General features: G+C 69.9%; 23 protein-coding genes. 12 read left to right on the top strand and 11 right to left on the bottom strand.

Going from position 1 to position 26072, the window contains the following annotated elements; translation table 11 throughout:
* The first annotated feature begins 74 nt into the window (after nt 1–74).
* From QWY76_RS10320 to QWY76_RS10290, 7 genes are all read left to right on the top strand, one after another.
* On the top strand, nt 75–800 hold the full coding sequence (locus QWY76_RS10320) for a response regulator (RefSeq protein ID WP_290311102.1): 726 nt from the start codon (nt 75–77) through the stop codon (nt 798–800).
* A gap of 83 nt (nt 801–883) precedes the next feature.
* Nucleotides 884–2284: an ATP-binding protein gene (locus tag QWY76_RS10315; protein ID WP_290311465.1), complete on the top strand. Its 1401-nt coding sequence runs from the start codon at nt 884–886 to the stop codon at nt 2282–2284.
* Between the two features lie 79 nt (nt 2285–2363).
* On the top strand, nt 2364–3554 hold the full coding sequence (locus QWY76_RS10310) for an AGE family epimerase/isomerase (protein ID WP_290311101.1): 1191 nt from the start codon (nt 2364–2366) through the stop codon (nt 3552–3554).
* Nucleotides 3555–3669: 115 nt separating this feature from the next.
* On the top strand, nt 3670–4944 hold the full coding sequence (locus tag QWY76_RS10305; protein ID WP_290311100.1) for an ABC transporter substrate-binding protein: 1275 nt from the start codon (nt 3670–3672) through the stop codon (nt 4942–4944).
* A gap of 60 nt (nt 4945–5004) precedes the next feature.
* Nucleotides 5005–5946 (top strand): carbohydrate ABC transporter permease, encoded by a 942-nt coding sequence (locus tag QWY76_RS10300; protein WP_290311099.1) that lies wholly within the window; start codon nt 5005–5007, stop codon nt 5944–5946.
* Nucleotides 5939–6817: a carbohydrate ABC transporter permease gene (locus QWY76_RS10295; protein WP_290311098.1), complete on the top strand. Its 879-nt coding sequence runs from the start codon at nt 5939–5941 to the stop codon at nt 6815–6817. Before QWY76_RS10300 ends, QWY76_RS10295 begins: the two co-directional genes overlap by 8 nt.
* 76 nt (nt 6818–6893) lie before the next feature.
* On the top strand, nt 6894–8015 hold the full coding sequence (locus QWY76_RS10290) for an ABC transporter ATP-binding protein (RefSeq protein WP_290311097.1): 1122 nt from the start codon (nt 6894–6896) through the stop codon (nt 8013–8015).
* A gap of 170 nt (nt 8016–8185) precedes the next feature.
* On the opposite strand, the gene QWY76_RS10285 is transcribed toward QWY76_RS10290, so the two are convergent.
* The 7 genes from QWY76_RS10285 to QWY76_RS10255 all read right to left on the bottom strand — a co-directional run bounded on the left by QWY76_RS10285 (nt 8186) and on the right by QWY76_RS10255 (nt 14965).
* Nucleotides 8186–8626 carry a universal stress protein gene (locus tag QWY76_RS10285; protein ID WP_290311096.1) on the bottom strand — a complete coding sequence of 147 codons (441 nt, stop codon included), beginning with the start codon at nt 8624–8626 and terminating at the stop codon, nt 8186–8188.
* 89 nt (nt 8627–8715) lie between these two features.
* Nucleotides 8716–9156 (bottom strand): universal stress protein, encoded by a 441-nt coding sequence (locus tag QWY76_RS10280; protein WP_290311095.1) that lies wholly within the window; start codon nt 9154–9156, stop codon nt 8716–8718.
* Between the two features lie 76 nt (nt 9157–9232).
* On the bottom strand, nt 9233–10282 hold the full coding sequence (locus tag QWY76_RS10275) for a TIGR01620 family protein (protein WP_290311094.1): 1050 nt from the start codon (nt 10280–10282) through the stop codon (nt 9233–9235).
* The gene (locus QWY76_RS10270; RefSeq protein ID WP_290311093.1) at nt 10279–11667 is read right to left on the bottom strand and encodes a YcjX family GTP-binding protein; all 1389 of its coding nucleotides are present in this window, start codon (nt 11665–11667) and stop codon (nt 10279–10281) included. The genes QWY76_RS10275 and QWY76_RS10270 overlap by 4 nt, the downstream gene beginning before the upstream one ends.
* Nucleotides 11668–11689: 22 nt before the next feature.
* Complete coding sequence (locus QWY76_RS10265) at nt 11690–12871, bottom strand: MFS transporter (RefSeq protein WP_290311092.1); 1182 nt, start codon at nt 12869–12871, stop codon at nt 11690–11692.
* Nucleotides 12872–13015: 144 nt separating this feature from the next.
* Nucleotides 13016–14611, bottom strand: coding sequence for a solute:sodium symporter family transporter (locus QWY76_RS10260; RefSeq protein ID WP_290311091.1), 1596 nt, complete (start codon nt 14609–14611; stop codon nt 13016–13018).
* Between the two features lie 135 nt (nt 14612–14746).
* On the bottom strand, nt 14747–14965 hold the full coding sequence (locus tag QWY76_RS10255) for a hypothetical protein (protein WP_290311089.1): 219 nt from the start codon (nt 14963–14965) through the stop codon (nt 14747–14749).
* A 106-nt stretch (nt 14966–15071) separates the two neighbouring features.
* Between QWY76_RS10255 and QWY76_RS10250 the strand changes: the two genes are divergently transcribed.
* Both QWY76_RS10250 and QWY76_RS10245 read left to right on the top strand, forming a co-directional pair.
* Entirely contained in the window at nt 15072–15620 is a 549-nt protein-coding gene (locus QWY76_RS10250; RefSeq protein ID WP_290311088.1) for a DUF924 family protein, read from the top strand.
* 51 nt (nt 15621–15671) lie between these two features.
* The gene (locus QWY76_RS10245; RefSeq protein ID WP_290311087.1) at nt 15672–15914 is read left to right on the top strand and encodes a GlsB/YeaQ/YmgE family stress response membrane protein; all 243 of its coding nucleotides are present in this window, start codon (nt 15672–15674) and stop codon (nt 15912–15914) included.
* A gap of 44 nt (nt 15915–15958) precedes the next feature.
* Here QWY76_RS10245 and QWY76_RS10240 read toward each other — a convergent pair whose 3' ends face one another.
* The gene (locus tag QWY76_RS10240; protein ID WP_290311086.1) at nt 15959–17500 is read right to left on the bottom strand and encodes an alkaline phosphatase D family protein; all 1542 of its coding nucleotides are present in this window, start codon (nt 17498–17500) and stop codon (nt 15959–15961) included.
* 350 nt (nt 17501–17850) lie between these two features.
* On the opposite strand from QWY76_RS10240, the gene QWY76_RS10235 reads away from it, so the two are divergent.
* The gene (locus tag QWY76_RS10235) at nt 17851–18924 is read left to right on the top strand and encodes an ion channel (protein WP_290311085.1); all 1074 of its coding nucleotides are present in this window, start codon (nt 17851–17853) and stop codon (nt 18922–18924) included.
* 53 nt (nt 18925–18977) lie between these two features.
* Here the strand turns inward: QWY76_RS10235 and gabT are convergent, their stop codons facing one another.
* Nucleotides 18978–20276, bottom strand: coding sequence for a 4-aminobutyrate--2-oxoglutarate transaminase (gabT, locus tag QWY76_RS10230; protein WP_290311084.1), 1299 nt, complete (start codon nt 20274–20276; stop codon nt 18978–18980).
* Nucleotides 20277–20311: 35 nt separating this feature from the next.
* Entirely contained in the window at nt 20312–21757 is a 1446-nt protein-coding gene (locus QWY76_RS10225) for an NAD-dependent succinate-semialdehyde dehydrogenase (RefSeq protein ID WP_290311083.1), read from the bottom strand.
* A gap of 231 nt (nt 21758–21988) precedes the next feature.
* Here QWY76_RS10225 and QWY76_RS10220 point away from each other — a divergent pair, with 231 nt between their 5' ends.
* Both QWY76_RS10220 and QWY76_RS10215 read left to right on the top strand, forming a co-directional pair.
* On the top strand, nt 21989–24448 hold the full coding sequence (locus QWY76_RS10220; RefSeq protein WP_290311082.1) for a DUF1266 domain-containing protein: 2460 nt from the start codon (nt 21989–21991) through the stop codon (nt 24446–24448).
* 103 nt (nt 24449–24551) lie between these two features.
* Complete coding sequence (locus QWY76_RS10215; protein ID WP_290311081.1) at nt 24552–25178, top strand: C40 family peptidase; 627 nt, start codon at nt 24552–24554, stop codon at nt 25176–25178.
* A 223-nt stretch (nt 25179–25401) separates the two neighbouring features.
* On the opposite strand, the gene msrA is transcribed toward QWY76_RS10215, so the two are convergent.
* Nucleotides 25402–26019, bottom strand: coding sequence for a peptide-methionine (S)-S-oxide reductase MsrA (msrA, locus tag QWY76_RS10210; protein WP_290311080.1), 618 nt, complete (start codon nt 26017–26019; stop codon nt 25402–25404).
* Nucleotides 26020–26072: the final 53 nt, after the last annotated feature.

Genomic DNA, 26072 nt, shown 5'->3' with positions numbered 1-26072 from the left:
CTCGCTATGCTGGGGCACAACGACAACCGCCGTCGGCGGCGCCCGGGCGCCGCCGACCGCATGCCCGGCGCGCGATGACGACACCCCCTGCCACCCTGATCGTGGTCGACGACGACCCCGAGATCCGTGAACTGCTCGCCGACTACCTGGGGCGCCATGGCTATCGGGCCCTGGTGGCCGAGGATGCCGCGGCGCTGTCCGCCCTGCTCGACCACGCGACCCCCGATCTGGTGATCCTCGACCTGATGCTGCCCGGCGACGATGGCTTCGCCATCTGCCGTCGCCTGCGCCGCCACAGCGAGGTGCCGATCATCATGCTGACCGCCAGCGCCGACGAGACCGACCGCATCCTCGGCCTGGAGCTCGGCGCCGACGACTACCTGGGCAAGCCCTTCAATCCCCGCGAGCTGCTGGCCCGGATCAAGGCCGTACTGCGTCGCTTCCACTCCCAGGCCGCCGTGGCCTCGCCCGACCAGGCGCGCCTGGTGGCCTTCGGCGGCTGGCAGCTGGATCGCGTGACTCGCGAGCTGATCGATGCCGAGGGGACGCGCAGCGCGCTGTCAGGGGCCGACTTCAAGCTGCTGCAGGCCTTCCTCGACCATGCCGAGGAGGTGCTCTCCCGGGACCGGCTCTTCGAGCTGAGTCGAGGTCGCCCGTCGCCCCCCCTGGATCGCTCCATCGACGTCCACGTCTGCCGCCTGCGCCAGCGCCTGGGCGAGGATTCCCAGCAGGCCCCGCTGATTCGCACCGTGCGCGGTGCCGGCTATGTGCTGGCCTCCCGGGTGGACGTCATCGCGTGAAACCGGGCGCTTCCTGGGCCTGCTGGCGCCGTCGCCTGTCCCGCCTGCTGCCCGGCACCCTGCGCGGCCGCTTCCTGCTGATCATGGTGGTGGGGGTGCTGGGGGCCCAGTTGGCCAGCCACGCCATCTGGACCGCCCAGCAGCGTGCCAGCCAGCATGCGCGTATCGACGAGCTGTCTCGGGACATGGCCTACAGCGTGGCCTCCACGGTGCGCTTCTTCCGCTCGCTGCCCTATGACTACCGCCATATCGTGCTCGATCAGCTGCGCGACATGGGCGGCACGCGATTCTTCGTCAGCGTCAACGACCACCGCTTGCCCGTGACGCGTGGCGATGAAGGGGCACAGAAGGCACTCGTCATCGACAACTTTCATCGGGTGCTGGCCTCCGAGCTGGGCGTGAGCGATGCCGTGGTCGAGTTCTCCCGCCCCGAGGCCCTGCGGCTGCTCAACAACGAGGTGCCGTTGCATGACTTGCCGCCGCGCTGGGGGCAGCACAGCCTGCTGACGGCGCCGCCGTCGCAGCCGATCCTGGTCGTCCAGCTTCCCCTGGAGACACGGCAGTGGCTCTATGTGGCCACCCTGTTGCCGGTGCCGGAAGGGCTGGATGGTCGCCAATGGCTGTCGGCGGACCGGCTCTTCGTGCTGGTGGTGGTGCTGCTCACGGTGATCGGCCTGTCGTGGCTCGGCATCCGCAGCGCCACTCGCACCCTGGCGCGGCTGGCCGGGGCGGCACATCGTCTCGGCGACGACCTGGATGCCCCGCCGTTGCGCGAGGGCGGCCCCCGGGAAGTCGCCGCCTCCGCCACCGCCTTCAACCGCATGCAGCGGCGCATCCGTCACCAGCTGGAGGAGCGCGAGCGGCTGTTCTCGGCGATCTCTCACGACCTCAAGACGCCCATCACGCGGCTGCGGCTGCGCGCCGAGATGCTCGATGACGCGGAGCAGTCCGAGCGCTTCTGCGCCTCCCTCGACGAGCTCGACCGGCTGGTGAAGGGCGCCCTGGACTCGGTCAAGGGGCTCGACATGCACGAGCAGATCGCCGCCGTCGCGCCGCGGGCGCTGCTCGACGAGCTGGCCGGCGAGCTGCGGCTGCAGGGTGGCGAGGTGACGATCGAGGGCGAGGCGGCGCCGCTGGCCGTCAAGCCGCTGGCCTTCAAGCGGTGTCTGGCCAACCTGCTGGAGAACGCCGTCTTCTATGGCAAGTGCGCCGAGGTGCGTCTCGACGACGACCCGGCGGCGCTGCGGATGAGCATCCGCGACCATGGGCCGGGCATCCCGGCAGATCAGCGCGAGCGGGTCTTCGCCCCCTTCGTGCGCCTGGAGCCCTCGCGCAGCCGCCACACCGGTGGCAGCGGCCTGGGACTGGGCATCGCCCGGCATATCGTCCAGGCCCATGGCGGCCAGCTGTCGCTGACCAATCACCCGCATGGCGGGCTGCTGGTGACCCTGGTACTGCCGCGTCCCGGCCCCATGGCCGGGTAATCCGTCACCACCGCCCGGCATGTTCTCGGGCCTCGCCCATGGCGTAGGCTGGGAGCGTCCCCGATCCTCTGGAGGCCCGATGAACGTCTACGACCCCGCCTTTCTCGCCGCCCAGGTCCGCAAGACCATGGCCTTCTACCACCCACGTGCCATCGATCCGCACGGCGGTTTCTTCCATTACCTGCTCGACGACGGCACCATCCTCGATCGCGGCCATCGCCACCTGGTCTCCAGCGCCCGTTATGTGGTGACCTATGCCCGCTACGCCCGCCATGGCGGCGGCGACGAGTACCGCCACTGGGCCCGCCATGGCCTGGCCTACCTGGAGAAGGCGCACTTCCAGACCGCCACCCAGGGCTATGCCTGGACCCTGGACGCCGGGGTGGTGGAAGACGACACCAACCACTGCTACGGGCTGGCCTTCGTGCTGCTCGCCCAGGCCGAGGCGCTCAAGGCCGGCATTGAGGAGGCGCGAGACGGCCTCTATGCCGTGCATCGGCTGCTGCAGAAGCGCTTCTGGGAGCCACGCTGGCAGCGCTTCGCCGACGAGGCCGACCGCCACTGGCGGGTCGCGGCCTATCGCGGCCAGAACGCCAACATGCACGGCTGCGAGGCGCTGATCGCCGCCTTCGAGGCCACCGGCGAGGATGCCTTCCTCGACCAGGCGCTGGCCATCGCCCGGGTCATCACCGCGGCCAATCGCGACCATCCCCACGGCTGGATCTGGGAGCACCACGACGCCCAGTGGCGGCCCGACTGGGACTACAATCGCGACGACCCGGCGCACCTGTTCCGGCCCTGGGGCTATCAGGTCGGTCACCAGACCGAATGGGCCAAGCTGCTGGTCCTGCTCGAGCGTCATCGCCCCGAGCCCTGGCTGATTCCCACGGCCGAGCGACTGTTCCTGTCCAGCGCGACGACGGGCTGGGACCGCACCCATGGCGGCCTGGTCTATGGCCTCGACCCGGCGCAGCGGGTCTGCGACGGCGACAAGTACTTCTGGGTGCAGGCCGAGAGCCTGGCGGCGGCGGCGCTGCTCGGCGTGCGTACCGGCCGGCCGGTCTACTGGCGCTGGTACGAGCGGCTCTGGGACTACAGCTGGCATCACTTCATCGATCATCGCCACGGCGGCTGGTACCGCATCCTGACCCCGGACAACCGCCGCTACTCCGACGTCAAGAGCCCGGCGGGCAAGGTCGACTATCACACCATGGGCGCCTGTCATGACGTGATGGCGGCCCTGGCGCGGCGGAATGTTTCAGCGCCGTAATATGTCGGCAACACTATCCAGCACTTGGTAACCCCATGGGCCGGTGCGAGTGCGCTAGCGTGTCTTGTGTCGTCGTGACTGGCGGCGGACAACAACAAGCACAGGAGAACGTCACATGCGCGCACTTTCACGACTCGGCGGCCTGAAGACATCGGCCATCGCGGTGGCGATGGCCGGCGCCCTGGGGGCCGGCCAGGCCTCGGCCGGCGAGGTCGAGGTCCTGCACTGGTGGACCTCCGGCGGCGAGGCTCAGGCGGTGGGCGCCCTGCGCGACCTGCTCGAGGCGCAGGGGCACCAGTGGAAGGACTTCGCCGTGGCCGGCGGCGGCGGCGACAGCGCCATGACGGTGCTCAAGTCCCGGGCCATGTCCGGCAATCCGCCGGCGGCGGCCCAGATCAAGGGCCCGGAGATCCAGGAGTGGGGGGAGCTGGGGCTGCTCGCCAATCTCGATCCGGTGGCCGAGGAGGGCGACTGGGACGCGCTGCTGCCCGAGGGGGTGGCCGACATCATGCGCCACGACGGCCACTACGTGGCGGTGCCGGTCAACGTCCACCGGGTCAACTGGCTGTGGGCCAATCCCGAGGTGCTGGACGATGCCGGCGTCGAGGTGCCGACCAGCTGGGACGAGCTGTTCGCCGCCGGCGAGGCCCTGCGCGAGGCGGGCTATGTGCCGCTGGCCCATGGCGGCCAGCCCTGGCAGGACGCCACCACCTTCGAGAGCGTGGTGCTGAGCCTGGGGGGCAGTGACTTCTATCGCCGCGCCTTCGTCGAGCTCGACGAGGAGGCGCTCACCAGCGACACCATGATCGAGGCCCTGACCACCTTCAAGCGCCTGCGCGAGCTGATGGACGAGGGCATGCCGGGACGCGACTGGAACCTGGCCACCTCCATGGTGATCGACGGCCAGGCCGCGATGCAGATCATGGGCGACTGGGCCAAGGGCGAGTTCACCGCCGCGGGCCTCGAGGCCGGCGAGGACTATCTGTGCGCGCCGGTACCCGGCACTACCGACGCCTTCTCCTTCAACATCGACAGCTTCGCCATGTTCCGGCTCGGCGACGAGGCGGCTCGCGAGGCCCAGCAGGCCATGGCCCGCCTGGTGCTGGCGCCCGAGTTCCAGCAGGCCTTCAACCGGGTCAAGGGCTCGATCCCGGCGCGTCCCGACCTCGACATGAGCGAGTTCGACGCCTGCGCCCAGCGCGCCATGGACGACTTCCAGGCCGCCCGCGACCAGGAGGGGCTGGTGCCCAGCATGGCACACCGCATGGCCATGCGCAGCGATGTCCAGGGGGCCTTCTTCGATATCATCACCAACTACTTCAACTCGAGCGAGATGAGCGCCGACCAGGCCGCCGAACGCCTTGCGCAGGCCGCCAGCCTGGCCCTGTGACGACGCCCTGGCGCCCGCCGCTCGGCGGGCGCCGTCCGCCTCGAGACTGAGGAAGTTTCCATGAAAAGCCCTTCGACTCTCGCGACCGGGACCGGCCGCGCCCGCCCGGCGGCCTCCGCGCCGGCCATCACGGCGCGTCTCCAGGCCTGGCTGCCCAAGCTGGTGCTGGCGCCCTCGGTGCTGATCTCGCTGTTCTTCGTCTATGGCTTCATGCTGTGGACCTTCGTGCTCTCGCTGACCGATTCCCGGCTGCTGCCCAGCTACGATTTCGTCGGCGGCGCCCAGTACGCCCGCTTGATGGCCAATGACCGCTGGTGGGTGGCGGCCACCAACCTCGGGGTGTTCGGCGCGCTCTTCGTCGGCCTCTGCCTGGTGCTCGGCGCCGGCCTGGCGATCCTGCTCGACCAGCGGATCCGCCAGGAGGGGGCGCTGCGCACGATCTACCTGTACCCCATGGCGCTGTCGTTCATCGTCACCGGGGTGGTGTGGAAATGGCTGCTCAACCCCGGCCTGGGCCTGCAGGCCATGGTGCGCGGCTGGGGCTTCGAGACCTTCACCTTCGACTGGCTGGTCGATCCGGACATGGCCGTCTACACCCTGGTCATCGCCGCCGTCTGGCAGGCCTCGGGCTTCGTCATGGCGCTGTTCCTGGCCGGGTTGCGCGGCATCGACGACAGCATCTTCAAGGCCGCCCAGCTCGACGGCGCCAGCCTGCCGCGGATCTACTGGCGGGTCATCCTGCCCTGCCTGCGCCCGGTGGTCTTCAGCGCCGTGATGATCCTCTCGCACATCGCCATCAAGAGCTTCGACCTGGTGGTGGCGCTGACCGGCGGCGGTCCCGGCTATGCCTCCGACCTGCCGGCCACCTTCATGTACGCCCATTCCTTCAGCCGGGCCCAGATCGGCCTCGGCTCCGCCAGTGCCATCCTGATGCTCGGCGGCGTGCTGGCCATCCTCATCCCCTACCTCTATTCCGAACTGCGGAGTCGCCGGCATGGATAACGTGATTCGACGCCAGACCCCCATGGCGCGCCTGCTGCGCGCCCTGGTCTACGCCGCGCTCGGCCTCGCGGCCCTGTTCTACCTGCTGCCGCTGGCGGTGATGGTGCTGACCTCGTTCAAGCCCCTCGACGAGATCAGCGCCGGCACTCTGCTGACGCTGCCCGCGAACCCGACCCTGGCGCCCTGGATCAAGGCCTGGGGGGAGGCCTGCACCGGCATGCGCTGCGAGGGGATGGGAGGCTACTTCTGGAACTCCTTCGCCATCGTCATCCCGGCGGTGGCCATCTCCACCCTGCTGGGGGCACTCAACGGCTATGCGCTGACCAAGTGGCGCTTCAAGGGCGCCGAGCTGCTGTTCGCGCTGATGCTGTTCGGCTGCTTCATCCCCTTCCAGGTCATCCTGCTGCCCATGGCCCAGACGCTCGGCTGGCTCGGGCTGTCCAGCTCCCGCGCGGGCCTGGTACTGGTCCACGTGATCTTCGGCATTGCCTTCACGACGCTGTTCTTCCGCAATTTCTACGTGTCGATCCCCGACGAGCTGGTGTCGGCGGCCAAGCTGGACGGGGCCGGCTTCTTCCGCATCTTCCGGCGCATCCTGCTGCCGGTGTCGACGCCGATCATCGTGGTCTCGGTGATCTGGCAGTTCACCCAGATCTGGAACGATTTCCTGTTCGGCGTGGCCTTCTCCGGCCACGACACCCAACCGGTCACGGTGGCCCTGAACAACCTGGTCAACACCTCGACGGGGGTGAAGGAATACAACGTCGACATGGCCGCCGCCATGATCGCCGCCCTGCCGACCCTGGTGGTCTACGTGCTGGCCGGCAAGTATTTCGTGCGTGGGCTCACCGCGGGCTCGGTCAAGGGCTAATGGCCGACGAACACCGGCGGCGCTCGCTGGCGTTTCGTTGGGCCATCAACCGTCGAATAATAACGAGGTAACCATCATGTCAGCTTTGGAAATCCAGCATGTCTGCAAGGACTTCGGCAGCACCCAGGTGCTCAAGGACGTCAGCCTGGCCATCGACTCCGGGGAGTTCCTGATCCTGGTCGGCCCCTCGGGCTGCGGCAAGTCGACCCTGATGAATGCCATCGCCGGGCTCGAGCCGGTGACCGCCGGGGAAATTCATATCGGCGGCGAGGAGATCACCTGGCACACGCCCGCCGATCGCGACATCGCCATGGTCTTCCAGTCCTACGCCCTCTACCCGAGCATGACGGTGCGCCAGAACATCGCCTTCGGCCTGGAGATGCGCAAGGTCCCCAGGGCCGAGCGCGAGGCCGCGGTGGAGCGGGTGGCGGACCTGCTGCAGATCTCCAACCTGCTCGAGCGCAAGCCGTCCCAGCTCTCCGGTGGCCAGCGCCAGCGGGTGGCCATGGGCCGCGCCCTGGCCCGGGAGCCCAGGGTCTACCTGTTCGACGAGCCGCTCTCCAACCTCGACGCCAAGCTGCGGGTGGAGATGCGCACCGAGATCAAGAAGCTCCACCAGCGCCTGGGCACCACCATCGTCTACGTGACGCACGACCAGATCGAGGCCATGACCCTGGCCGACAGCATCGCCGTGATGCGCGATGGACGGATCCTGCAGTTCGGCACCCCGGACGAGATCTACAACGATCCGGTGGACGTCTTCGTGGCCGGCTTCATGGGCTCACCGTCGATGAACTTCATCCGCGCCACCCTGGAGGGCGCGGCCGGCGACTACCGCCTGCGCGTCGCCACGCCGGGAGCCGATGAGCTGGTGCTGCCCTGGCCGACGAGCCGCGAGAGTGACGCCCTGGCCGACCAGGTCGGCCGGTCACTGGTGCTGGGCCTGCGGCCGGAGCACTTCAGCGAGGAGGACGCCCGCCTCGGCGAGCATGCGGAGGGCACGCCACTAGTCGCCACGGTCAGCGTGGCCGAGCCCACCGGGGCGGATATCCTGCTGCGCCTGCCACTGGGCGAGGGCGAGATCACCGCGAGGGTCGACCCGCACTGCCGAGTGGCGGCCGGGGAGCGCATTGACCTGAGAGTGGACATGCGCCGGGCGGTGCTCTTCGATGCCGTCTCGGAACGACGCCTGGCCTAGGAGCCTGTCGGACCTGACGCTGATCGACTGCGAATGCCGGGCTTTCGGCCAACTTCATTCGATCAATGTCGTTAAATAGCGCGCTATTCGCCTCAATAGATCGATAAACTTGCCTCGAAATCCGGGATTCTCGTGACGATCGGTCAAAACCGACAGGCTCCTGGCCGCACTCAGTGCACGGTGATCACGCTGCACTCGGCGCCGTGGCTGACCTTGTGGGAGACGCTGCCCGTCAGCAGCCCGCGCAGATCGCTCAGGCCACGGCTGCCCATCAGGATGGCATCGACGTTCCGGTCCTTGGCCACCTCGAGGATGGTGCGGGTGGGGTCGCCCCGACGGATCAACATCTCGACATGCGGCGCGCCAAGGTCACGCGCCTCCTCGGCGGCCTTCTCGACCATCTGCTGTGCCTGGCGGGCGCGTTCCTCCCGCGAGGCCTCGACCGCCTGTGTGCCCACGCCCCAGACCAGCGGCGGGTTGTGGGGCAGGGCCTCGGGGATGTGCAGCAGCAGCAGGAAGACCTCCTGGTGGCGCGCCAGTTGGCAGGCCAGCGAGAGGGCCTTGCGGGCATGGGGCGAGCCGTCGATGGGCACCAGGATGGAACGGAACATGGCAGACACCTCCTAGGCAAGGCGCAGCTCCGCCCACCCACAGCCTGGTGGCCGAGGGTGGCGGGGTCACGGGCCGTGAGGCGAGGGGCTCAGTTGACGGTGATCACGCGGCAATCGGCGCCGTGGCTGACCTTGTGGGAGACGCTGCCGACCACCAGGCCCTTGAGGTCGCCGAGCCCGCGGCTGCCCATGACGATGGCATCCACCCCGCGCTGCTTGGCCTCGTCCAGGATGCTCAGGGCGGGATTGCCCTTGCCGATCACCGTGTCCACGTCCTTGACGCCCAGCGCCCGAGCCTCCTCGCCGGCCTTGTCGAGCAGTTCCCGACCGACCTTCTCGCGCTTGTCGAGGGTGGCTCCCAAGGGCACCGCGCCGATTCCCCATACCAGCAGGGGCTCGTGCTCGAGCGCCTCGGGGACGTGCAACAGGACGAGCTGGCCGTCTTCCTGTCGGGCCAACTTGCTGGCCACACAGAGGGCCAGGCGCGAGTGTTCCGACCCGTCGATGGGTACGAGGATGGACTGGAACATGGTATGAGACTCCTGTCATTGCCGTTGGGGGTATCCTCCAGCCTAGTCGTCCTTGGCCGCGCCGTGGTGACCTGAATCAAGCTCCGGACCGCTCCGGCGGGGTCTCGAGGCGTCGCAGCCGGCCCCATAGCTCCCGGCGCAGGTCGGCGAGCCGCGGCCGATCCGCCTCGGCGAAGGCCAGCGGGCGGGTCAGCCGCTGGGCCCTCAGGCCCAGCCGAGCCCCGAGCAGGCCGACTCCCAGCCCCTGGCCGGCCCGCGTCGACAGCCGGCCGGCCAGGTTCAGCGACAGCAGCTCCATGCCCGCCTCGCCGGCCATCTCGCTGGCCCCGGCGAAGGCCATGTCGCGCAGCACCTGGCGCAGCAGGCGAAGGCGTGCCGCGTAGCCCAGCTCGAGCCCGTAGAGCCGGCACAGGCGATCGATGAGCGCCAGGTGGCGCCAGGCCACCAGGGCCATGTCCACCAGGGTCAGCGGGCTGACCGCCACCATCACCGCCGTCTCGCCGCTCATCCGCGAGATCAGCCGACGGGCCTCGCGGTCCCGGGGCGCGAGCAGGTGATGGGCCAGCAGGACCTGGAGGTCGCGGCCGTCATGATGGGCCTCCCGGGCCTCGACGAAGCCCCGCCAGTGGGGATGGTCGTCGTCCAGGGACAGGCGGCGGCGCAGGGCCTGGGCCGTGGCCATGGCCTGGCGCGGGGACGCCTCGGGCAGGGCGGCCAGCGCCTCGCGCAGTCGCTCGTGCCGGCGTAGTCGACGCAGCCGCCACAGCTCGCGTCCCAGGGCGCCGGCCCCGACGCCGATGGCCCCCAGGCCGACCAGGCCCCAGCCGAGTCCCAGCCAGTCATCGGCGGCCAGCGCCGCCGGCAGGGACAGCACCAGCTCCGCCGTGCCGAGCCCGAGCCCCGCGATCAGCAGTGCCAGCAGGCCCCAGCGGCGACGCCGGGGGGCGGCCAGGCTCTCGCTCACGGCCTGTTCGGCCTGGCCCGGCGGCTCGGTGGCGACGCTCAGGGGGCGGCTGTCGTGATCCGCGGCGAAGGCCTGACCGGGGGCCGGGGGCTCGGACGCCGGGCGGTCCTCCAGGGTGAAGCGTCGACCCGGTCGCGGGTCGGTGTCGCGGGGCGCGGTCATTGCAGCTTGTCTCCGATCAGCCAGTCCAGGGCGGCGTCCATGCGGATGTGCGGCAGGGCGCCAGCGTCCCGGGGCAAGGGGCGGAAGGCGGTGAAGGTGAAGCCCTGGCGGGCCCAGAAGCCGGCGTCGGGCAGGCGGTTCGGTACCTCGCCGGGAAACAGCAGGGTCTCCTCGCCCGCCAGGGTGGTGCCGCGCAGGGCCGGTTGCCGCTGGCCCTGATGGTGGACCTCCCGGGCCTCGGTGGCACGGATGGCGGCCAGCGACAGGGCCCGGACCGGCACGTTGGCGAAGTGCAGATCCTTGAGCGGCTCGGCCAGCAGGGTCTCGATCAGTCCGGTCATCCGCGCATGCTGCTCCGGGGTGACATGATCCGCCTTGGTGGCGGCGATGGCCAGCCGGTCGATGCGCGAGGCGAACAGCCGTGACAGCAGGCTGCGCCGGCCATAATCGAAGCTCTGCATCAGCCGGCCCAGCGCGCGGGAGAGGTCCTCGAAGCGTTCCGGGCCGGCATTCAGCGCGCCGAGGATGTCCACCAGGACGATCTGGCGGTCGAAGCGGCGGAAGTGGTCCCGGTAGAAGGGCCGCACGATATGCTGCTGGTAGTGACGGAAGCGCCGCGCCAGGGTGGCGTAGAGACTCTCCGGCGGCAGCTGGGCCAGTTGCGCGGGGTCGGCGTCGGCGATGCCCGGCAGCGGGAAGAACTGCAGTACCGGGGCGCCCTCGAGCTCGCCGGGCAGCAGGAAGCGGCCCGGCTGAAGGTCCGAGAAGCCGGCCTCCCGGGCCGCCCTGAGCCCCTCGGCATAGCGCTCGGCGATCTCGGCCAGGCGGCCCTCGTCGACCTCCTGGGCCGGGTCCAGGGTCGCCACCTCGCGCTGCCAGTCGGCGAAGAGCGCCTCGCGGGCGTCGCCATGGCCGGTCTGGGAGCGACACCAGCTCGGGTAGTCGTGCCCCAGCAGCGGCAGGTCGAGCAGCCACTCGCCGGGATAGTCGAACAGGTCCAGGGTCAGGCGGCGGGTCTCGCCGCCCATCAGCCCGGGCCGCTGCGGCCGGTAGCGCAGCACCAGGCGCAGCTCGCTGATGCCGCGGGTGGGCTCGGGCCAACGCGGCGGGCGGTCGTCCAGGGCCGACATGGCCCGGTCGAAGGGGAAGCGCGGCACGCCGAGGTCGTGCTGCTCGACGCGCCGGGCCCCGAGCAGGCGGCCGTCCCGGGCGGCCGGCAGCAGGTCCAGGCGGGCCTCCAGGCCGGCATGGCGCAGCTGATTGATCAGCGAGGTGAGAAAGGCGGTCTTGCCGGAGCGCGACAGGCCGGTCACCGCCAGGCGCAGCTGGCGATCCCGGCCACGCTCCAGCAGGTCGTGCAGTTCCCGGGTCAAGGGGTGGCGCATGGTGTGGCGTCCGTGTCGGCGATCAGTGGGGGGTGATCTGGGGGCCCTGGCGGCGCATCGCAAGGTGCCGCCAGGCCAGGGCCAGGACCGGCAGCAGGCACAGCGGCAGCAGCACCGCGTTCAGCCGTCCCCAGCCTAGCGTGGTGACCAGCGGGCCGGCGAGCAGGGCGGTCAGGGTCACGGTGGTGAAGACCAGGAACTCGTTGGCGGCCTGGGTGCGCGCCTTCTCGGCGGGGCGATAGGCCTCGGTAAGCAGGCCGGTGGCCGGCAGGAAGGTGAAGTTCCAGCCCAGGCCGAGCAGGATCAGGCCGGCATGGAAACCGCCGAGGCCGGCCTCGAGGCGGGCCACCAGGGCGCTGGCGACGAGCAGGGCGCAGCCGGCCAGGATCATGCGGCTGGCGCCGAAGCGGGCGGTGAGCCGGCCGGTGACGAAGGAAGGCAGGAACATCGCCACCACGTGCCACTGGATGGTGGTGGCCACATGATCGAAGTGCAGGCCCTGTGCGGACATCGCCAGGGGGGTGGCGGTCATCGCCAGGTTCATCACCCCGTAGCCGATCAGCGCCGCCGTCACCGCGACGAGGAAGGTCGGCTGGCGCAGGATCTCGCCGAGGGGCCGGGCCTCGCTCCCGCCATGGGTGCGTTCCGGCGGGGGCAGGCGGATCAGCGACAGCACGACCAGGGCCAGCAGGTAGAGGGCGCCGAGCCCCAGGAAGCTGCCCAGGAAGGGGACCTCGGCCAGCTCCCGGCTGTGTCGGGCCAGCCAGGGGCCGAAGAAGGCGGCCAGTACCCCACCGCCCATCACCAGGCCGATGGCGCGGTCGCGCAGGCTGGCCGGCGCCGCCTCGACCGCCGCGAAGCGGTACAGCTGGCCGAAGCCGATGCCGATGCCGATCAGCCAGGTGGCCACCAGGAACAGCAGGAAGCGCTCGTCGCTCAGGGCCTGGATCGCCAGGCCCACCCCGGCCAGCCCCAGCAGGTTGCCGAGCATGAAGCCGCGGCGCCGACCCACTCGCGCCATGATCAGCGAGGCCGGGATGGTGGCGCACATCAGGCCAAGCCACTGGGTCGCCACCGGCGCGGTGGACCAGGCGGGCGCGGGCGCCAGGGCGGCGCCGATCAGCGGCGAGACGGCGATCAGCAGGATGTTGCCGCTGATCAGCAGGGCCTGGCAGAGCGACAGCAGCGACACGGCGAGGGGCATGGGGCCTCCGTGGCAAGGGGAGGACCCTGGTGGGGCTCCCCGGCGGATAATGACCCTGAATCTTCCCACCGTGCCGCGAAGGGCGCAAACGCGACGCCCTGCCATGAGGCAGGGCGTCGCAGCGGGCGGTCGGGCGGGGCGGGGTCAGCCGGCGAAGGCGACGTAGATGGCGACCACCAGGATCAGCAGCACGATGCCGGCCGGCACCGCACCCTTCCAGGGCGTCAGGTCGACCGCGCCGCTGTCCTCGTGCACCCAGGGGGTCTCGCGGGGACGCCACTTGCCGATGACCAGCATCACCGCCACCAGCAGCGCGAACACCAGGGCCACGAAGTGGAACTCGTGCATCACCACCGGCAGCTTGTCGAAGGGCGGGATGAAGTAGCCGGCGAAGATCAGCAGGCAGCCGCCGATCAGCGCGATCTTGGCCGCCATGGGCGGGACGCGGCGGGTCAGCAGGCCGACCACCACCACGGCGAGGATGGGGATGAAGTAGATGGCGTTCATCTTCTGCAGGTAGCTGAACAGGCTCTCCTGGCCGGCCAGCAGCGGGGCGATGGTCATGGCCGCGATCGCCATGATCCAGCCGAAGACCTTGCTCGAGCGCACCACCTGCGCGTCGCTGGCCTCCTTGTTGAGCACGGCCTTGTAGAGGCCCAGGCTGAACAGGGTGGTGGTGGAGTTCAGGGCCGAGTTGAACGACGACAGGATGGCGCCGACCATCACCGCGGCGAAGAAGCCGGTGAGCGGCGCGGGCAGCACGTTGAACACCAGGTGGCCGTAGGCCTCGTCGGCCACGACGCCCTGATCCGCATAGAGGTGGTAGGCGATGATGCCGGGCAGTACCAGGTACAGCGGCCCGAGCAGCTTGAACAGGCCGGTCAGCAGCACGCCCTTCTGGCCCTCGGCCAGGGTCTTGGCGGCGAAGGTCCGCTGGATGATCTGCTGGTTGGTGGTCCAGTAGAAGACGTTGATCAGGAAGACGCCGGTGAACAGGGTGAAGAAGGGCACCTGCTGGTCGGCCTTGCCGATGGAGTCGAGCTTGTCGGGGTTGGTTGCCTTGAGGATGTCCCAGCCGGCCATGACGCCGCCGCCGTCGCTGATCGCCTGGAGGCCGAAGTAGACGATCACGAAGCCGCCGATCAGCAGGCCCACGCCGTTGAGGGTATCCGAGACGGCCACGGTGCGCAGACCGCCGAACAGGGCGTAGACGGCGCCGATCAGGCCGACGACCCAGACCGTGAGCCACAGCAGGGTGGTATCGGACTGGATGCCGGTCAGGCCGTGCAGGTCGAGCATGCCCTGCAGGCCCATGGCGCCGGAATAGAGGATGATCGGCAGCAGGACGACCGCATAGGCGATCAGGAAGATCACGTTGCAGATCAACTGGGTGCCCTTGTCGAAGCGGATCTCCAGCAGCTGCGGCAGGGTGGCGATGCCGCTCCTCAGGAAGCGCGGCAGGAAGAACAGCGCCAGCGCCACCAGGGCGATCACCGCGACCACCTCCCAGGCCATCACGCTCAGGCCGTCGTTGAAGGCCGAGCCGTTGAGCCCCACCATCTGCTCGGTGGAGAGGTTGGTCATCAGCAGCGAGCCGGCGATCAAGGGGAAGGTCAGGCTGCGCCCGGCGAGGAACATGCCGCCGGTGCTGGTGTGATCGTCGCGGCGGGTGATGCGCCAGGTAATGAAGGCGACCAGCCCCGTGAAGAACAGGAAGGACGCGAGGGTCAGGGCATGCATATCGGAAACATCCTTACATTTGATGAAGAGTGGCGGCGTCGACCAATGAAGCGGCTAGAATTTGTGTAAGTTTACTACTGTGACGGGGCAGTCTAGTGGACTGCCCCGTGCACGCTATACGCCTTTCGTCTAGCCTCAGGGGGGAGGGACAACGCCCGTGGGTACGGGTTCGACCAGTCCCAGCAGTTGCACCAGCACCGGCGAGGCGGCGATCAGGAAGCCGAGGGCGGCGAGCAGGCGGCCGACCAGCCGATGCCGCTCGTGCCGTGCCAGCGTCAGGCCGGCGATGCAGACCACCAGGCCGACGATGTTGAGGGCGTAGCCGAGCATCTGGAGGAGTTGATAGGCGGTCATGGGTCTCTTCAGGTGGCGAGTGAAGGGCGTGGCGTGAATGCCATGCCGGGGATGATACCAGTCGGGCCCCGCCTGGGGCCCGTCTCGACAGGGAGGCTGCGACGCCATGGCGGGGAGACAGGCAGAGACGGTACTCGATTTCTGGTTCGGCGCACTCGCCCCGGCCCAATGGTTCCGCAAGGACCCCGCACTCGATGCCGAGATCACCCGACGCTTCGCCGCCACCCTGGCGGCGGCACGCCGGGGGGAGCTCTGGGCGTGGCGTCACTCGCCCCGCGGGCGGCTGGCCGAGGTGCTGGTCCTCGACCAGTTCTCGCGGCATATCCACCGCGATACCGGCGAGGCCTTCGCCGCCGATCCCGTGGCCCTGGTACTGGCCCAGGAAGCCGTGGCCCGGGGCGACGATGCCGAACTCTCCGCCCACGAGCGGTCCTTCCTCTATATGCCCTACATGCACAGTGAATCGCTGGTCATCCACGAGCAGGCGCTACGCCTGTTCGACCAGCCGGGTCTCGAGGACAACCTGCGCTTCGCGCATCGGCATCGGGAGATCCTCTCTCGCTTTGGCCGCTACCCCCATCGCAACGCCATGTTGGGACGCTCCTCCACGCCGGAGGAGCTGGCCTTCCTGAAACGTCCGGGCTCTTCCTTCTGAGCGCGAGTCCGGGCACCATCCACGGCATCACCAACCGGAAAGGAGAACGGCATGGGCATCATCGCCTGGTTGATCATCGGCGGCCTGGCAGGCTGGATCGCCGGCCATATCATGCGCGGCGGCGGCTTCGGCCTGCTGGGCAACATCGGGGTGGGGGTTGTCGGTGCCGTGGTCGGCGGCGGCCTGTTCAACCTGCTCGGTCTCCAGGCCGGGGGCTTCATCGGCTCGCTGGTCACCGCCGTGGTGGGGGCCGTGGTGCTGCTGTGGGTGATCGCCAAGGTCAGGAAGGCCTGACGGAGGTCACCGCCCCGGCCCGCCGATGGCGGGCCGGGGCGGGGTCAGCCGAACTGCGGCTCGAGCACCTGACGGTGCAGGGCCTGGCCCGCCGCATCCATCAGCGTCACGGTCAACGTCTCGCTCTCGCCGTCCAGGTCGACCCGGCCGAAGAACTGGTAGCCCGCCGCGGGAGACAGGTTGGCGCGCCCCTCGGGGGGTGCCTTGTGGAAGACCACCCGCGGGCCGAAGGTGTCGTCCAGTTCGCCCGGCCCGAAGGTGCCGGCATGCAGCGGACCGCTGACGAATTCCCAGAAGGGGGCGAACGCCTTGAAGCGGGCCCGCTCGGGGGCGTAGTGGTGGGTGGCCGTGTAGTGCACGTCGGCGGTCAGCCAGACCACGTTGTGGATCCGTTCGTCGCGCAGCGTCCTGAGCAGGCCGGCCAGTTCGGCCTCGCGGCCCGAGGGCTCGCCCGGTGCGCCGTTGGCCAGCGCCTCGAAGGCGTCGCCGTCCCGCACGACCAGGCCGATGGGCATGTCGGCGGCGATGATCTTCCAGGTCGCCGTGGAGCGCCGCAGGGCCTGGCGCAGCCAGGCCAGCTGCTCGCCGCCGAGCAGGGCGCCGCCGGTCGCCGACCGATTGCGGCCGTTGGCATCGCGGAAGGAGCGCATGTCCAGCATGAACACCTCCAGGCTCGGCCCGTAGGCGAAGCGCCGGTGGATGCGGCCGGGCGCCTCCGGTCGCTGGCGCAGCGGCATATGCTCTAGGAAGGCCTGCCGGGCCCGGGCGGCCAGCAGCGGGACGCTGCGCTCGGTGTAGCGGTCGTCCTCGAGCCATTCGCCGGGATACCAGTTGTTGACGGTCTCGTGGTCGTCCCATTGGGCGAGCATCGGGACCTCGGCATTGAAGCGCCGCAGGTTGGCGTCCATCAGGTTGTAGACGTGCTGCCCGCGGAACTCGTCGAGGGACTCGGCCACCTTGCGCTTGGCGGGAGTGACCAGGTTGTGCCAGGTCTCGCCGTCGGGCAGCGCGACGCTCTCCTCCAGGGGGCCGTCGGCGTAGACGGTATCCCCGGAATGGATGAAGAAGTCGGGGCGCTGCCGGCGCATCGTCTCGTAGGTGGTCATGCCGCCGCGGGCCTCGTCGATGCCCCAGCCCTGGCCGGCGGTATCGCCGGACCACACGAAGCGCACGTCGCGGCGCCGCGCCGCGGGCAGGCGAAGCCGTCCGCTGATCGGCTCGCTGACTGCACGGTGGTCGCCCAGGGCGGCGAAGCGTACCCGGTAGTGCAGCTCGTCCAGGCCGGCGAGGCCGTCGACATCCAGCCGCGCGGTGAGCCCGGACGCGGGCAGCGCGTCCGGGCCGCGCAGCCAGCGGGCCCCGCGGAAGTCGGGATTGTCGGCGATCTCGAGCAACATCCGGGCGGGGCGGTCGACCCGCGACCACAGCATCACGCGATCCTCGAGCATGTCGCCGCTCATCACCCCCGAGGGCATGACCGGGCGCCGGCCTTCCGCCAGCACGATCGACGGCGCCGCCGCCATGGCGCCCAGGGTGGCGCCTCCCTTGAGTCCGAGTGCCAGTAGCTGCCGACGGCTAACGTCCATGGTCACCTCCGCTTCCACGCTGGATGTGCCGGTCATCCTGCCGGTCGCCGATGACGCTTCGGGGTCACTGCGGTGACAGTCCAGGGCAATCGCAGTTGGGTGGCGAGGGGCGCAGGGGACAGGTCGTAGAGGGGGTCCTACGCCAAGGATGGCGTCGGTAGCGCCCAGGGAGGGGTTCACAGCGCCCCCTCCTAGGCCTGTCGACGGATCAGCCCCGACTAACTGCGATAGCCCTGGGTGACAGTCCCGATCGCGCGACAAGCCCGGTCGCGGGCGTTAGCATGGGCAGCGAACGAGCGCCCGACCAGTGGACGTCCGGGGCCGGCGAGGGGAGCGCCAATGAGGAACGCATGTACCTGTTGAAACGGATCAGCACGGCCCTGATACGCGGCATCGCCGACATGGGCTGGGGGCTACTCGGACTGTTGCTGCTCGCCTACCTGCTGCTCGCCTATGCGGGCCTGGCGGTCACCGGCGAGCAGGCGCTGGTCGCCTCCCCGACGGCCTTCCTCTACTACATGATCGTGACGGTCTCCACCGTGGGCTACGGCGATGCCTCGCCGGTGACCCCGGCCGGGCAGCTGATGGTCGCGCTGTTCATCATCCCGGCGGGGATCGGGCTGTTCGCCACCCTGCTCGGCAAGGCCTCGGCCTCCGTCATCTCCCAGTTCACCAAGCGCCTCTACGGAGAGCAATCGATCATGCAGCAGGATCACATCGTCATCGTCGGCTTCAACGCCTATACCGAATCGCTGGTCGCCCAGGTCCGGGAAGAGGCCCGGGAAGGGCAGCTGCTGGCGCTCTGCGTGGACGAGGCCGCGCCGGCCAAGAACCCCTTCCTCGAACAGGGGGTGGAGTACTTTCGGGCCGCCACCCTGAGCGACGAGAGCCTCTACGAGCGGGCCTCGGTCAAGGATGCCGCCCTGGTGGTGGTCGACGTGGAGGACGACAGCGAGACCAACCTGGTGTGCATGCACCTGGCGGCCATTGTCGCCGAGCGTTGCATCATCACCGCCTACGTGAAGAACCAGATGGTGGGGCGCCTGCTCGAGACCCACTGCCCCAAGGTCAACGTGATTCCCTCGCTCCACCAGAAGATGCTGGTCAAGGCGGCGATCGATCCGGGCAGCGAGGAGGTGCTGCGCCAGCTGGTCGATGTCGACCAGGCGCAGACCCAGTATTCGACCCGGCTCGACGGCGTGACGGGACCACTGCGGGTCGACCGGCTGGCCGCGCGGCTGCGCGCGCGCTGTCGCGCCGCCTTGATCGCCATTCGTCGGGCGGGGGAGCTGCATCCGACCCTGAACCCCGACGATGATGCCCTGGTGCACCCGGGAGACGAGCTCTTCTACATCGCGGGACGGCGCATCGGGGTGACGGAAATGGCCGAGCATCTGGCCGGCGGGGAGCCGGACGCGCCCTGAGCGCGCCCGGCCGTGCAGGGGACAGGCCCGGGGCGAGGCCCCGGGCGCGGGGGTCAGGCGCTGGCGGCGCTCTTGCTGCCCACCAGCTCCTGGAGGGACTGCTCGATGATGGCCAGGCCTTCCTCGAGGATCTCGTCCTCGATGGTGACCGGCATCAAGAAGCGGATGGTGTTGCCGTGGAGGCCGCAGGACAGCAGGATCAGCCCCTTCTCGCGGGCCTTCTTGCACAGGGCGCCGGCCAGGTCCGCATCCGGGGTGTGGTCGGCCTTGTCGGCGACCAGGTCGATGGCGGCCATGGCGCCCATGTTGCGGGCATTGTCGACGCAGTCGAAGTCCTGTTGCCATGTCGCGAAGCGCTCGGCCAGCTTGTCGCCCAGCGCCTGGCTCTTCTCGAGGATGCCTTCCTGCTCGAAGACCTCGAGCACCGCCAGGGTGGCGGCACAGGAGACCGGGCTGCCGGTGTAGGTGCCGCCCAGGGAGTTGCCGCCGGAGGCATCCATGTGCTTGTCGGTGCCCACTACCGCGGAGATCGGCATGCCGTCGGCCATGCTCTTGGCCATGGTGATGATGTCCGGTTCCACGCCGCTGTGCTCGATGGCGAACATCTTGCCGGTGCGCCCGAAGCCGGACTGTACTTCGTCGACGATCATCAGCATGCCGTGCTCGTCGCAGAGCTCGCGGATTGCCTTGAGGAAGCTGGCCGGCGCCGGGTAGAAGCCGCCCTCGCCGAGCACCGGCTCGAGCACGATCGCCGCGGTGTCCCTGGGGTTGGCATCGGTCTTCAGGGCCATCTTCAGGCCGCGCAGTGCCTCGTCCTCGCTGACCCCGTGATAGGGGACCGGGTAGGGCGCGCGGAAGACGTTGCCCGGCATGGTGCCGAAGTCGGTGGCGTAGGGCGCGACCTTGCCGTTCATGGCCATGGTCATGAAGGTGCGGCCGTGGTAGCCGCCATCGAAGCAGATGACGTTGTTCTTGCCGGTGGCCGCGCGGGCGACCTTGACCGCGTTTTCCAGGGCCTCGGCCCCGGAGTTGGCCAGCATCACCTTGGCATGGCCGCGTACCGGGGTGACCTGACTGAGCTTCTCGGCCACCTTCACGTAGCCCTCGTAGGGCATCACCGTCTGGCAGGTGTGCATCACGCGGTCGAGCTGGTCCTTGACCGCCTGGACCACCTTGGGATGGCGATGGCCGATGTTGAGCACCCCGATGCCGCCGGCGAAGTCGATGATGCGATTGCCGTCGGCATCCCAGATTAGGGCATTCTCGGCCCGGTCGGCAAACTGGGTGGCCGGGCTCGCCGCGCCGCTGGCGACATAGCGCTGCTTGAGCTCGTTGAGTTGGGCGTTCGTCATGGGTTGTCTCCAGTTGGGAAAAGCGTTGCGGGCGATTACAGGCCGCCGACACAGACGTATTTTAGTTCAGTGTACTCGTCCAGACCGTGGTGCGATCCCTCACGCCCCAGGCCCGATTCCTTGACGCCGCCGAACGGCGCGAGTTCGGTGGAGAGGAGGCCTTCGTTCACCGCCACCATGCCGTATTCCAGGCCCTCCATGACCCGCCAGATGCGCCGGTAGTCGCGGGCATAGAAGTAGGCGGCCAGGCCGAATTCGGTGGCATTGGCCATGGCCACGGCGTCCTCGTCACGCTCGAAGCGGAACACCGGCGCCAGCGGGCCGAAGGTCTCCTCGGTGGCGACCCGCATGGTGTCGGTCACCTCGCCGATCACCGTGGGCTGGAAGAAGGTCCCGCCCAGGGCGTGGGGCTCGCCGCCACAGACCAGGCGTCCGCCCTTGGCCAGGGCATCGGCGATATGGTCGCGGACCTTGTCCACCGCCGCCTGGTTGATCAACGGGCCCTGGACCACGCCCTCGTCGAGGCCGTTGCCCACCCGGAGCTCGGCCACCCGGGCCGCCAGCTTGTCGAGGAAGGTCTCATAGACACCGGCCTGGACCAGCAGGCGGTTGGTGCACACGCAGGTCTGGCCGGAATTGCGGAACTTCGAGGCCACCGCACCTTCCACCGCGGCATCCAGGTCGGCATCATCGAAGACGATGAAGGGCGCGTTGCCGCCGAGCTCCATGGAGGCCTTCTTGACGGTGCCGGCGCACTGGGTCAGCAGCCGCTTGCCCACGGCGGTGGAGCCGGTGAAGGAGACCTTGCGCACCCGCGGGTCGGTGGTCAGCACCTCGCCGATCTCGGCGGGCCGCGAGGCCGTCACCACGTTGATGACCCCGGCGGGGAAGCCGGCGTCCTCGGCCAGCCTGGCCAGCGCCAGGGCGGTCAGCGGCGTGGCCTCGGCCGGCTTGATCACCACCGGGCAGCCGGCGGCCAGCGCCGGGGCGCACTTGCGGGTGATCATCGCCAGGGGGAAGTTCCAGGGGGTGATCGCCGCGACCACCCCGATCGGCTCGCGGAACACCAGGATGCGCTTGTCGGCGCCGTGGCTCGGCAGGGTCTCGCCCGCCACGCGCTTGGCCTCCTCGGCGTAGAACTCGACGAAGCTGGCGCCGTAGGCCACCTCGCCCCGGGACTCGGCCAGGGGCTTGCCCTGTTCGCGGGTCATCAGCCGGGCCAGGGGTTCCTGGTGGGCCATGATGCGCTCGAACCAGCCGCGCAGCAGGGCGGCGCGCTGCTTGGCGGTCTGGCGCCGCCAGGCCGGCCAGGCGGCCTCGGCGGCGGCCACGGCCGCCCGGGCGTCCTCGGCGGTGAGGTCGGGGACCTCGGCCAGGACCTCGCCGGTGGCCGGGTCGGTGACGGGGAAGCGGCGCTCGGCGTCGCGCCATTGGCCGGCGACGTAGGCCTTGTCGATCAACAGCTCGGATTCGGCGTGCATGGGCTCTCCGACTCGGGGTGGTTATGTTGTTTGACGAGTGTGCATTATTTAAAACAAAACGCCAAGCCCACGGTCTCGGCCTTTCGTCGTGAAGCGCTCCACGGCATCGGCGCGAGCCGCCGCTTTCCGTTACACTATGTCGCCGAATTATTGTGTGTGGCGTCCCAGTGCCGTTTCCCGAGCATGCTGGGTGCGTCCGTTACCCGATCCGGAAGTATGGCGAGGTGAGCCTTGGTCGATCCCTTGAATGCCTGGTGGGCCCAGCAGCTGGTGCTGTGTGACTGGGCCTTCGCGCCCGACCCCCTGACGCTGGAAGCCGAGGTGGCCGTGGCCCGCCTGGGGAACCTGGGCGTCGTCGACCGCGGCGAACTGGGCTGGCGACTGCTCGAGGCCCTGGGGATCGGCGATCCCGACCCGGCGCGGCTGCTGTCGGCGCTGGAGGTCACGGCGCTGGGCGGGGCGGCGGGCTGGCTCAGCGAATCCCGGGCCCGGGACTGGGCCCAGCGCCTGGCCGAGGATATCAGCGCCCACCACCCGGAACTGGACGACTGGCTCGCGGCCCTGTGCCGGGCGCGCAGCGTCGAGGGCTGGGTGCGCGGCGACGACGGCTTCAGCGAGGCGTGCGAGGCCCTGGCGACCCTCGAGCACGAGGGGGAGGGCGTGACCTGGGACCTGCTGCGGGAGTGGCTGGTGGTCAACCGTCGCCCCCTCGTGCTGTGGCCCGAGGCCCCCGAGGAGCAGCCCTGGCGACTGCGGGCGGCCTTCTCCCCGGTGCTGGAGCTGCCGGCCTCGCCCCACGACTGGCAGGGATTGGCGGCCTGGCTGTCGGAGGACTGGCAGGTCACCGGTCGCGAGGAGCTGATCCGCGTGCTGCTGTGGCTGGCCGCCCAGGGCGACCGGCAGGCCTGGGACCTCGATGCCACTCGCCTGCTGTCGGCCGGCGACCCCGAGCGGCAGGCCTGGCTCGAGGGGCTCGCGCCCCAGGAGGTCGCGGCGGGCCGCGTGCTGCTGGGCTTCGTGGAGCGGGGCGAGCCGCTGGAGTGGGCCGCCTGGGACTGGCTGCGACTGGTCGACCTCGCCTGGGCCGGCGCCTGCCTGGGCTGGCTCGACGAGACGGAGGCCCGCGATTTCGCGGCGCACGGGGCGGACCTGGTGATGCGACGCTACAGCGACTGGTCGGCCCTGGCCCGGGCCTACCAGCGTGGCCGCAGCCTCTTCGAGGGCCACGACCGGCTCGGCGAGCTGGCCGCCGACTGGGCGCTGCTGCTGCAGTCGCCGGTGAGTCCCTGGAAGCCTCCCCTGCAGGAGCTGGTCGACGAGGCGACCCTGGAGGCCTCACGCTCGGCCATGCGCGCCTGGCGCCGGGATCCCCGCCACTGGGTGCTGGCCCTGGCCGCCGTGCGCGAACCCGAGCTGTCGGGGCGTCAGGGCATCGACCCGGCGTTGCCGCCGGCACGCCGTGAGGAGGCCCGGGGCTATCTCGCCGAGACCCTCGACCTGCATGCCGACGAGGGGGCCGAGGCCCTGGCGCGCTACTGGCTGCCGGCCCAGGCCCACCATCTCAACCAGCTGGCCGCGGACGCCGCCCACGGCATCCTGCCGCCGGCCCAGACCCCCTTCGGCCACGCCGCCCCGGCCGATCTCGCCGGTCGCGACGCCCTGGGGCGCGCCAGCCGCCACGCCGCGACCATCCACATGGCCGAGAAGTATGCCTTCCACCTGCAGATGGCCATGGACAGCGGGTCGTTCGACGGCCAGCGACTGGCGGTGCTGGCCACCGCGCTGCACGGCTCGCTGTGCCGCTTCTACCCGGATGCCCGTCGCCTGCTGTCGGCCTGGGCCCACTGGGAGGCGCTGCTGCCCGACCCCGATCAGCCCTCGCTGGTCGACGAGATCCGCTGGCACCTCGACGACCCGGGCAGCCTCTTCCACTGGCTGGACTGGCGGCCCCGGGAGTGGCAGGAGCCGGGGCCTCGCCCGAACCTGACGCACTTCACCGCCATGGCCCTGGTGGGCCCGCTGAACAGCGCCGCCTGGAGCCTGCCCCAGGCGGAAAGCGAGCGGGAGTGCGGCTCCATCCGCGAGTGGGTCGATAGCCACTATGGCCTGCATGGGCCGGCCGAGCTCGGTGACTTCCTTAGCTACCTGCTGGAGGTCGGGGATCGCCAGGAGTACCAGATCAACTATGCCCCCTATACCCTGAACCCGGGGCGGCTGGCCTCCGAGATCGCCACCCTGGAGTCCGGCGAGTGTGCCGAGGAGGAGCGCAATCACCTGCTGCGCCTGCAGCGCGTGCGCGACGACGAGGACGGCTGCAACGACCTGGACCTGGCCGCCTGGGACCTGGCCCAGGCGGTGGACCTGGCGATCGCCGGCCGTCAGCTGGGCTGGCTCGGCGAGGGGGATTTCCTCGAGCTGCTGGAACGCGCCCATGGCCTGGCCGCCCAGCACTATGGCGGCTGGGAGGAGTATGCCCGGGGACTCTACGCCGGCTTCTCCTTCTTCATGGGCGAGACGGTGGAGCGCGAGGCCTTCCTGGCCGGCTTCCGCCAGGCCCTGGTGAGCTGGCTGGCCGCCGCCCCGCCACTGGCCGGGCCCTGGGCGAGCCTCGACTTCCCCGGGGCGCGGCCCCGGCACTGGGCGCCGATGCATGTGGACACCCTGCCCGGCGACGGCCGCCAGCTGCATTGAGGGGGCTCGTCAGTGCGCCCCGGGATGGCTATCATGCGGCCAGTGCCTGCCCGGCCGCGGGACCCGCATGCGTGGAGGCGTAAAGAGAGGAGTGCAAGCAGGGATGCGAGGCCCGAGATCAAGTCGTCACCTCCTGGCGGTGCTGTCACTGACTCTGCTGGCCGGCTGTGCCGCCTCCGGTGGCGGCCCCGAGCCCGCGGAAGACTACTTCGCCCGGGACCTGCCGGGGCTCGATCGCGGGCCGCGGATGTCGCCGGTCGACAACCCCATTCTCGCCGCCCGGGGGCTGCGCAATCCGCCGCCGGCGCTGATCCGCCGTGCCCTGATGGCCCAGCACAAGCGCTGGCTGGGCACCCCCTATCGACTGGGCGGCACCACCCGGCGCGGCATCGATTGCTCGGCCCTGGTGCAGCACGTGTTCGCCGACACCTTCCGCCTCCCGCTGCCGCGCACGACCCGGCAGCAGGTGTACGAGGGTGAGCCGGTGGCGCGGGACGCCTTGAGGCCGGGAGACCTGGTGTTCTTCCGGCCGCCCGGGGTGAGTCGCCACGTCGGCATCTACGTCGGCGAGGGCCGCTTCCTGCATGCCTCCACCTCGCGTGGCGTCAAGCTTTCCTCCCTGGACAACCGCTACTGGCGACGCCATTACTGGCAGGCCCGCCGGCCGCTGGATACCGTCCACCTGGCGAGGCGCCTCGAGCCCAGCACCCTGACCAGCGGCGAGGGTTGACCCCGGCGCCTCGGCGCTGGGTCAGCACGGAGTCGACGAAGGGCTGCTCGGCGGGTTGAATTTCCCGTTGTTCATCAACCAGTACCGCTACATCGCCTTCCGCCTGGCGGAGGCGCCCTTCGGGCTGGGGGCGCTGGCTGGGGCCGTTGTTGCGCACCGATCCGGGAGGCACCCCGGGCCCGAGCCTGTCGGACCGGCTGGCGTGACCGAGTGATGCCGCGGCTCAGTGGGGGCCGCTGGCCTCGGCCTCGTCTCCCCAGATTTCCTTGAGCCGCTCCGAACGCCCGCAGGCCGACTTGTAGAAGTTGTAGCGCAGCGCGTTCTCCTCGTAGAAGTTCTGGTGCTCGTCCTCGGCAGGGTAGAACGCCTCGAAATCGATGATCTCGGTGGCGATGTCCTGGTCGAAGCGCTCGGCCACGGCCTGGCGGCTGGCCTCGGCCTGCTCGCGCTGGGCGTCGTTCACGGGGAAGAGGGCGCTCTGGTAGGTGTGGCCCTCGTCGCAGAACTGGCGGTCCACGGCGAAGGGGTCGATGTTGCGCCAGAAGACGTGGAGCAGGGTGGCGTAGTCGACCGCGTCGGGGTCGTAGTCGACCTTGACCACCTCGATATGGCCGGTGCCTCCGGCGGAGACCTGCTCGTAGGTCGGGTTCTCCACCTGGCCCCCGCTGAAGCCGGAGGTGGTCTCGACCACCCCCTCGACCTTGTCGTAGGCCTGTTCCATGCACCAGAAGCAGCCGCCGGCGAAGACGGCGCTCTCGGTGTCGGCGGCCAGGGCGGCGGGGCCGAGGGCCGCCGCGAGGACGATCGCCCCCAGCAAGGGGCTGGCTGACTTGCTCGGCATGGTGTCGCTCCACGTCGTTGGGGGTGGTAGATTCGATACCGCGAACAGTGCAA

Source organism: Halomonas maura, assembly GCF_030409305.1.
Taxonomy (GTDB): Bacteria; Pseudomonadota; Gammaproteobacteria; order Pseudomonadales; family Halomonadaceae; genus Halomonas; species Halomonas maura.
This window is presented reverse-complemented; position numbering and strand designations above follow the sequence as displayed.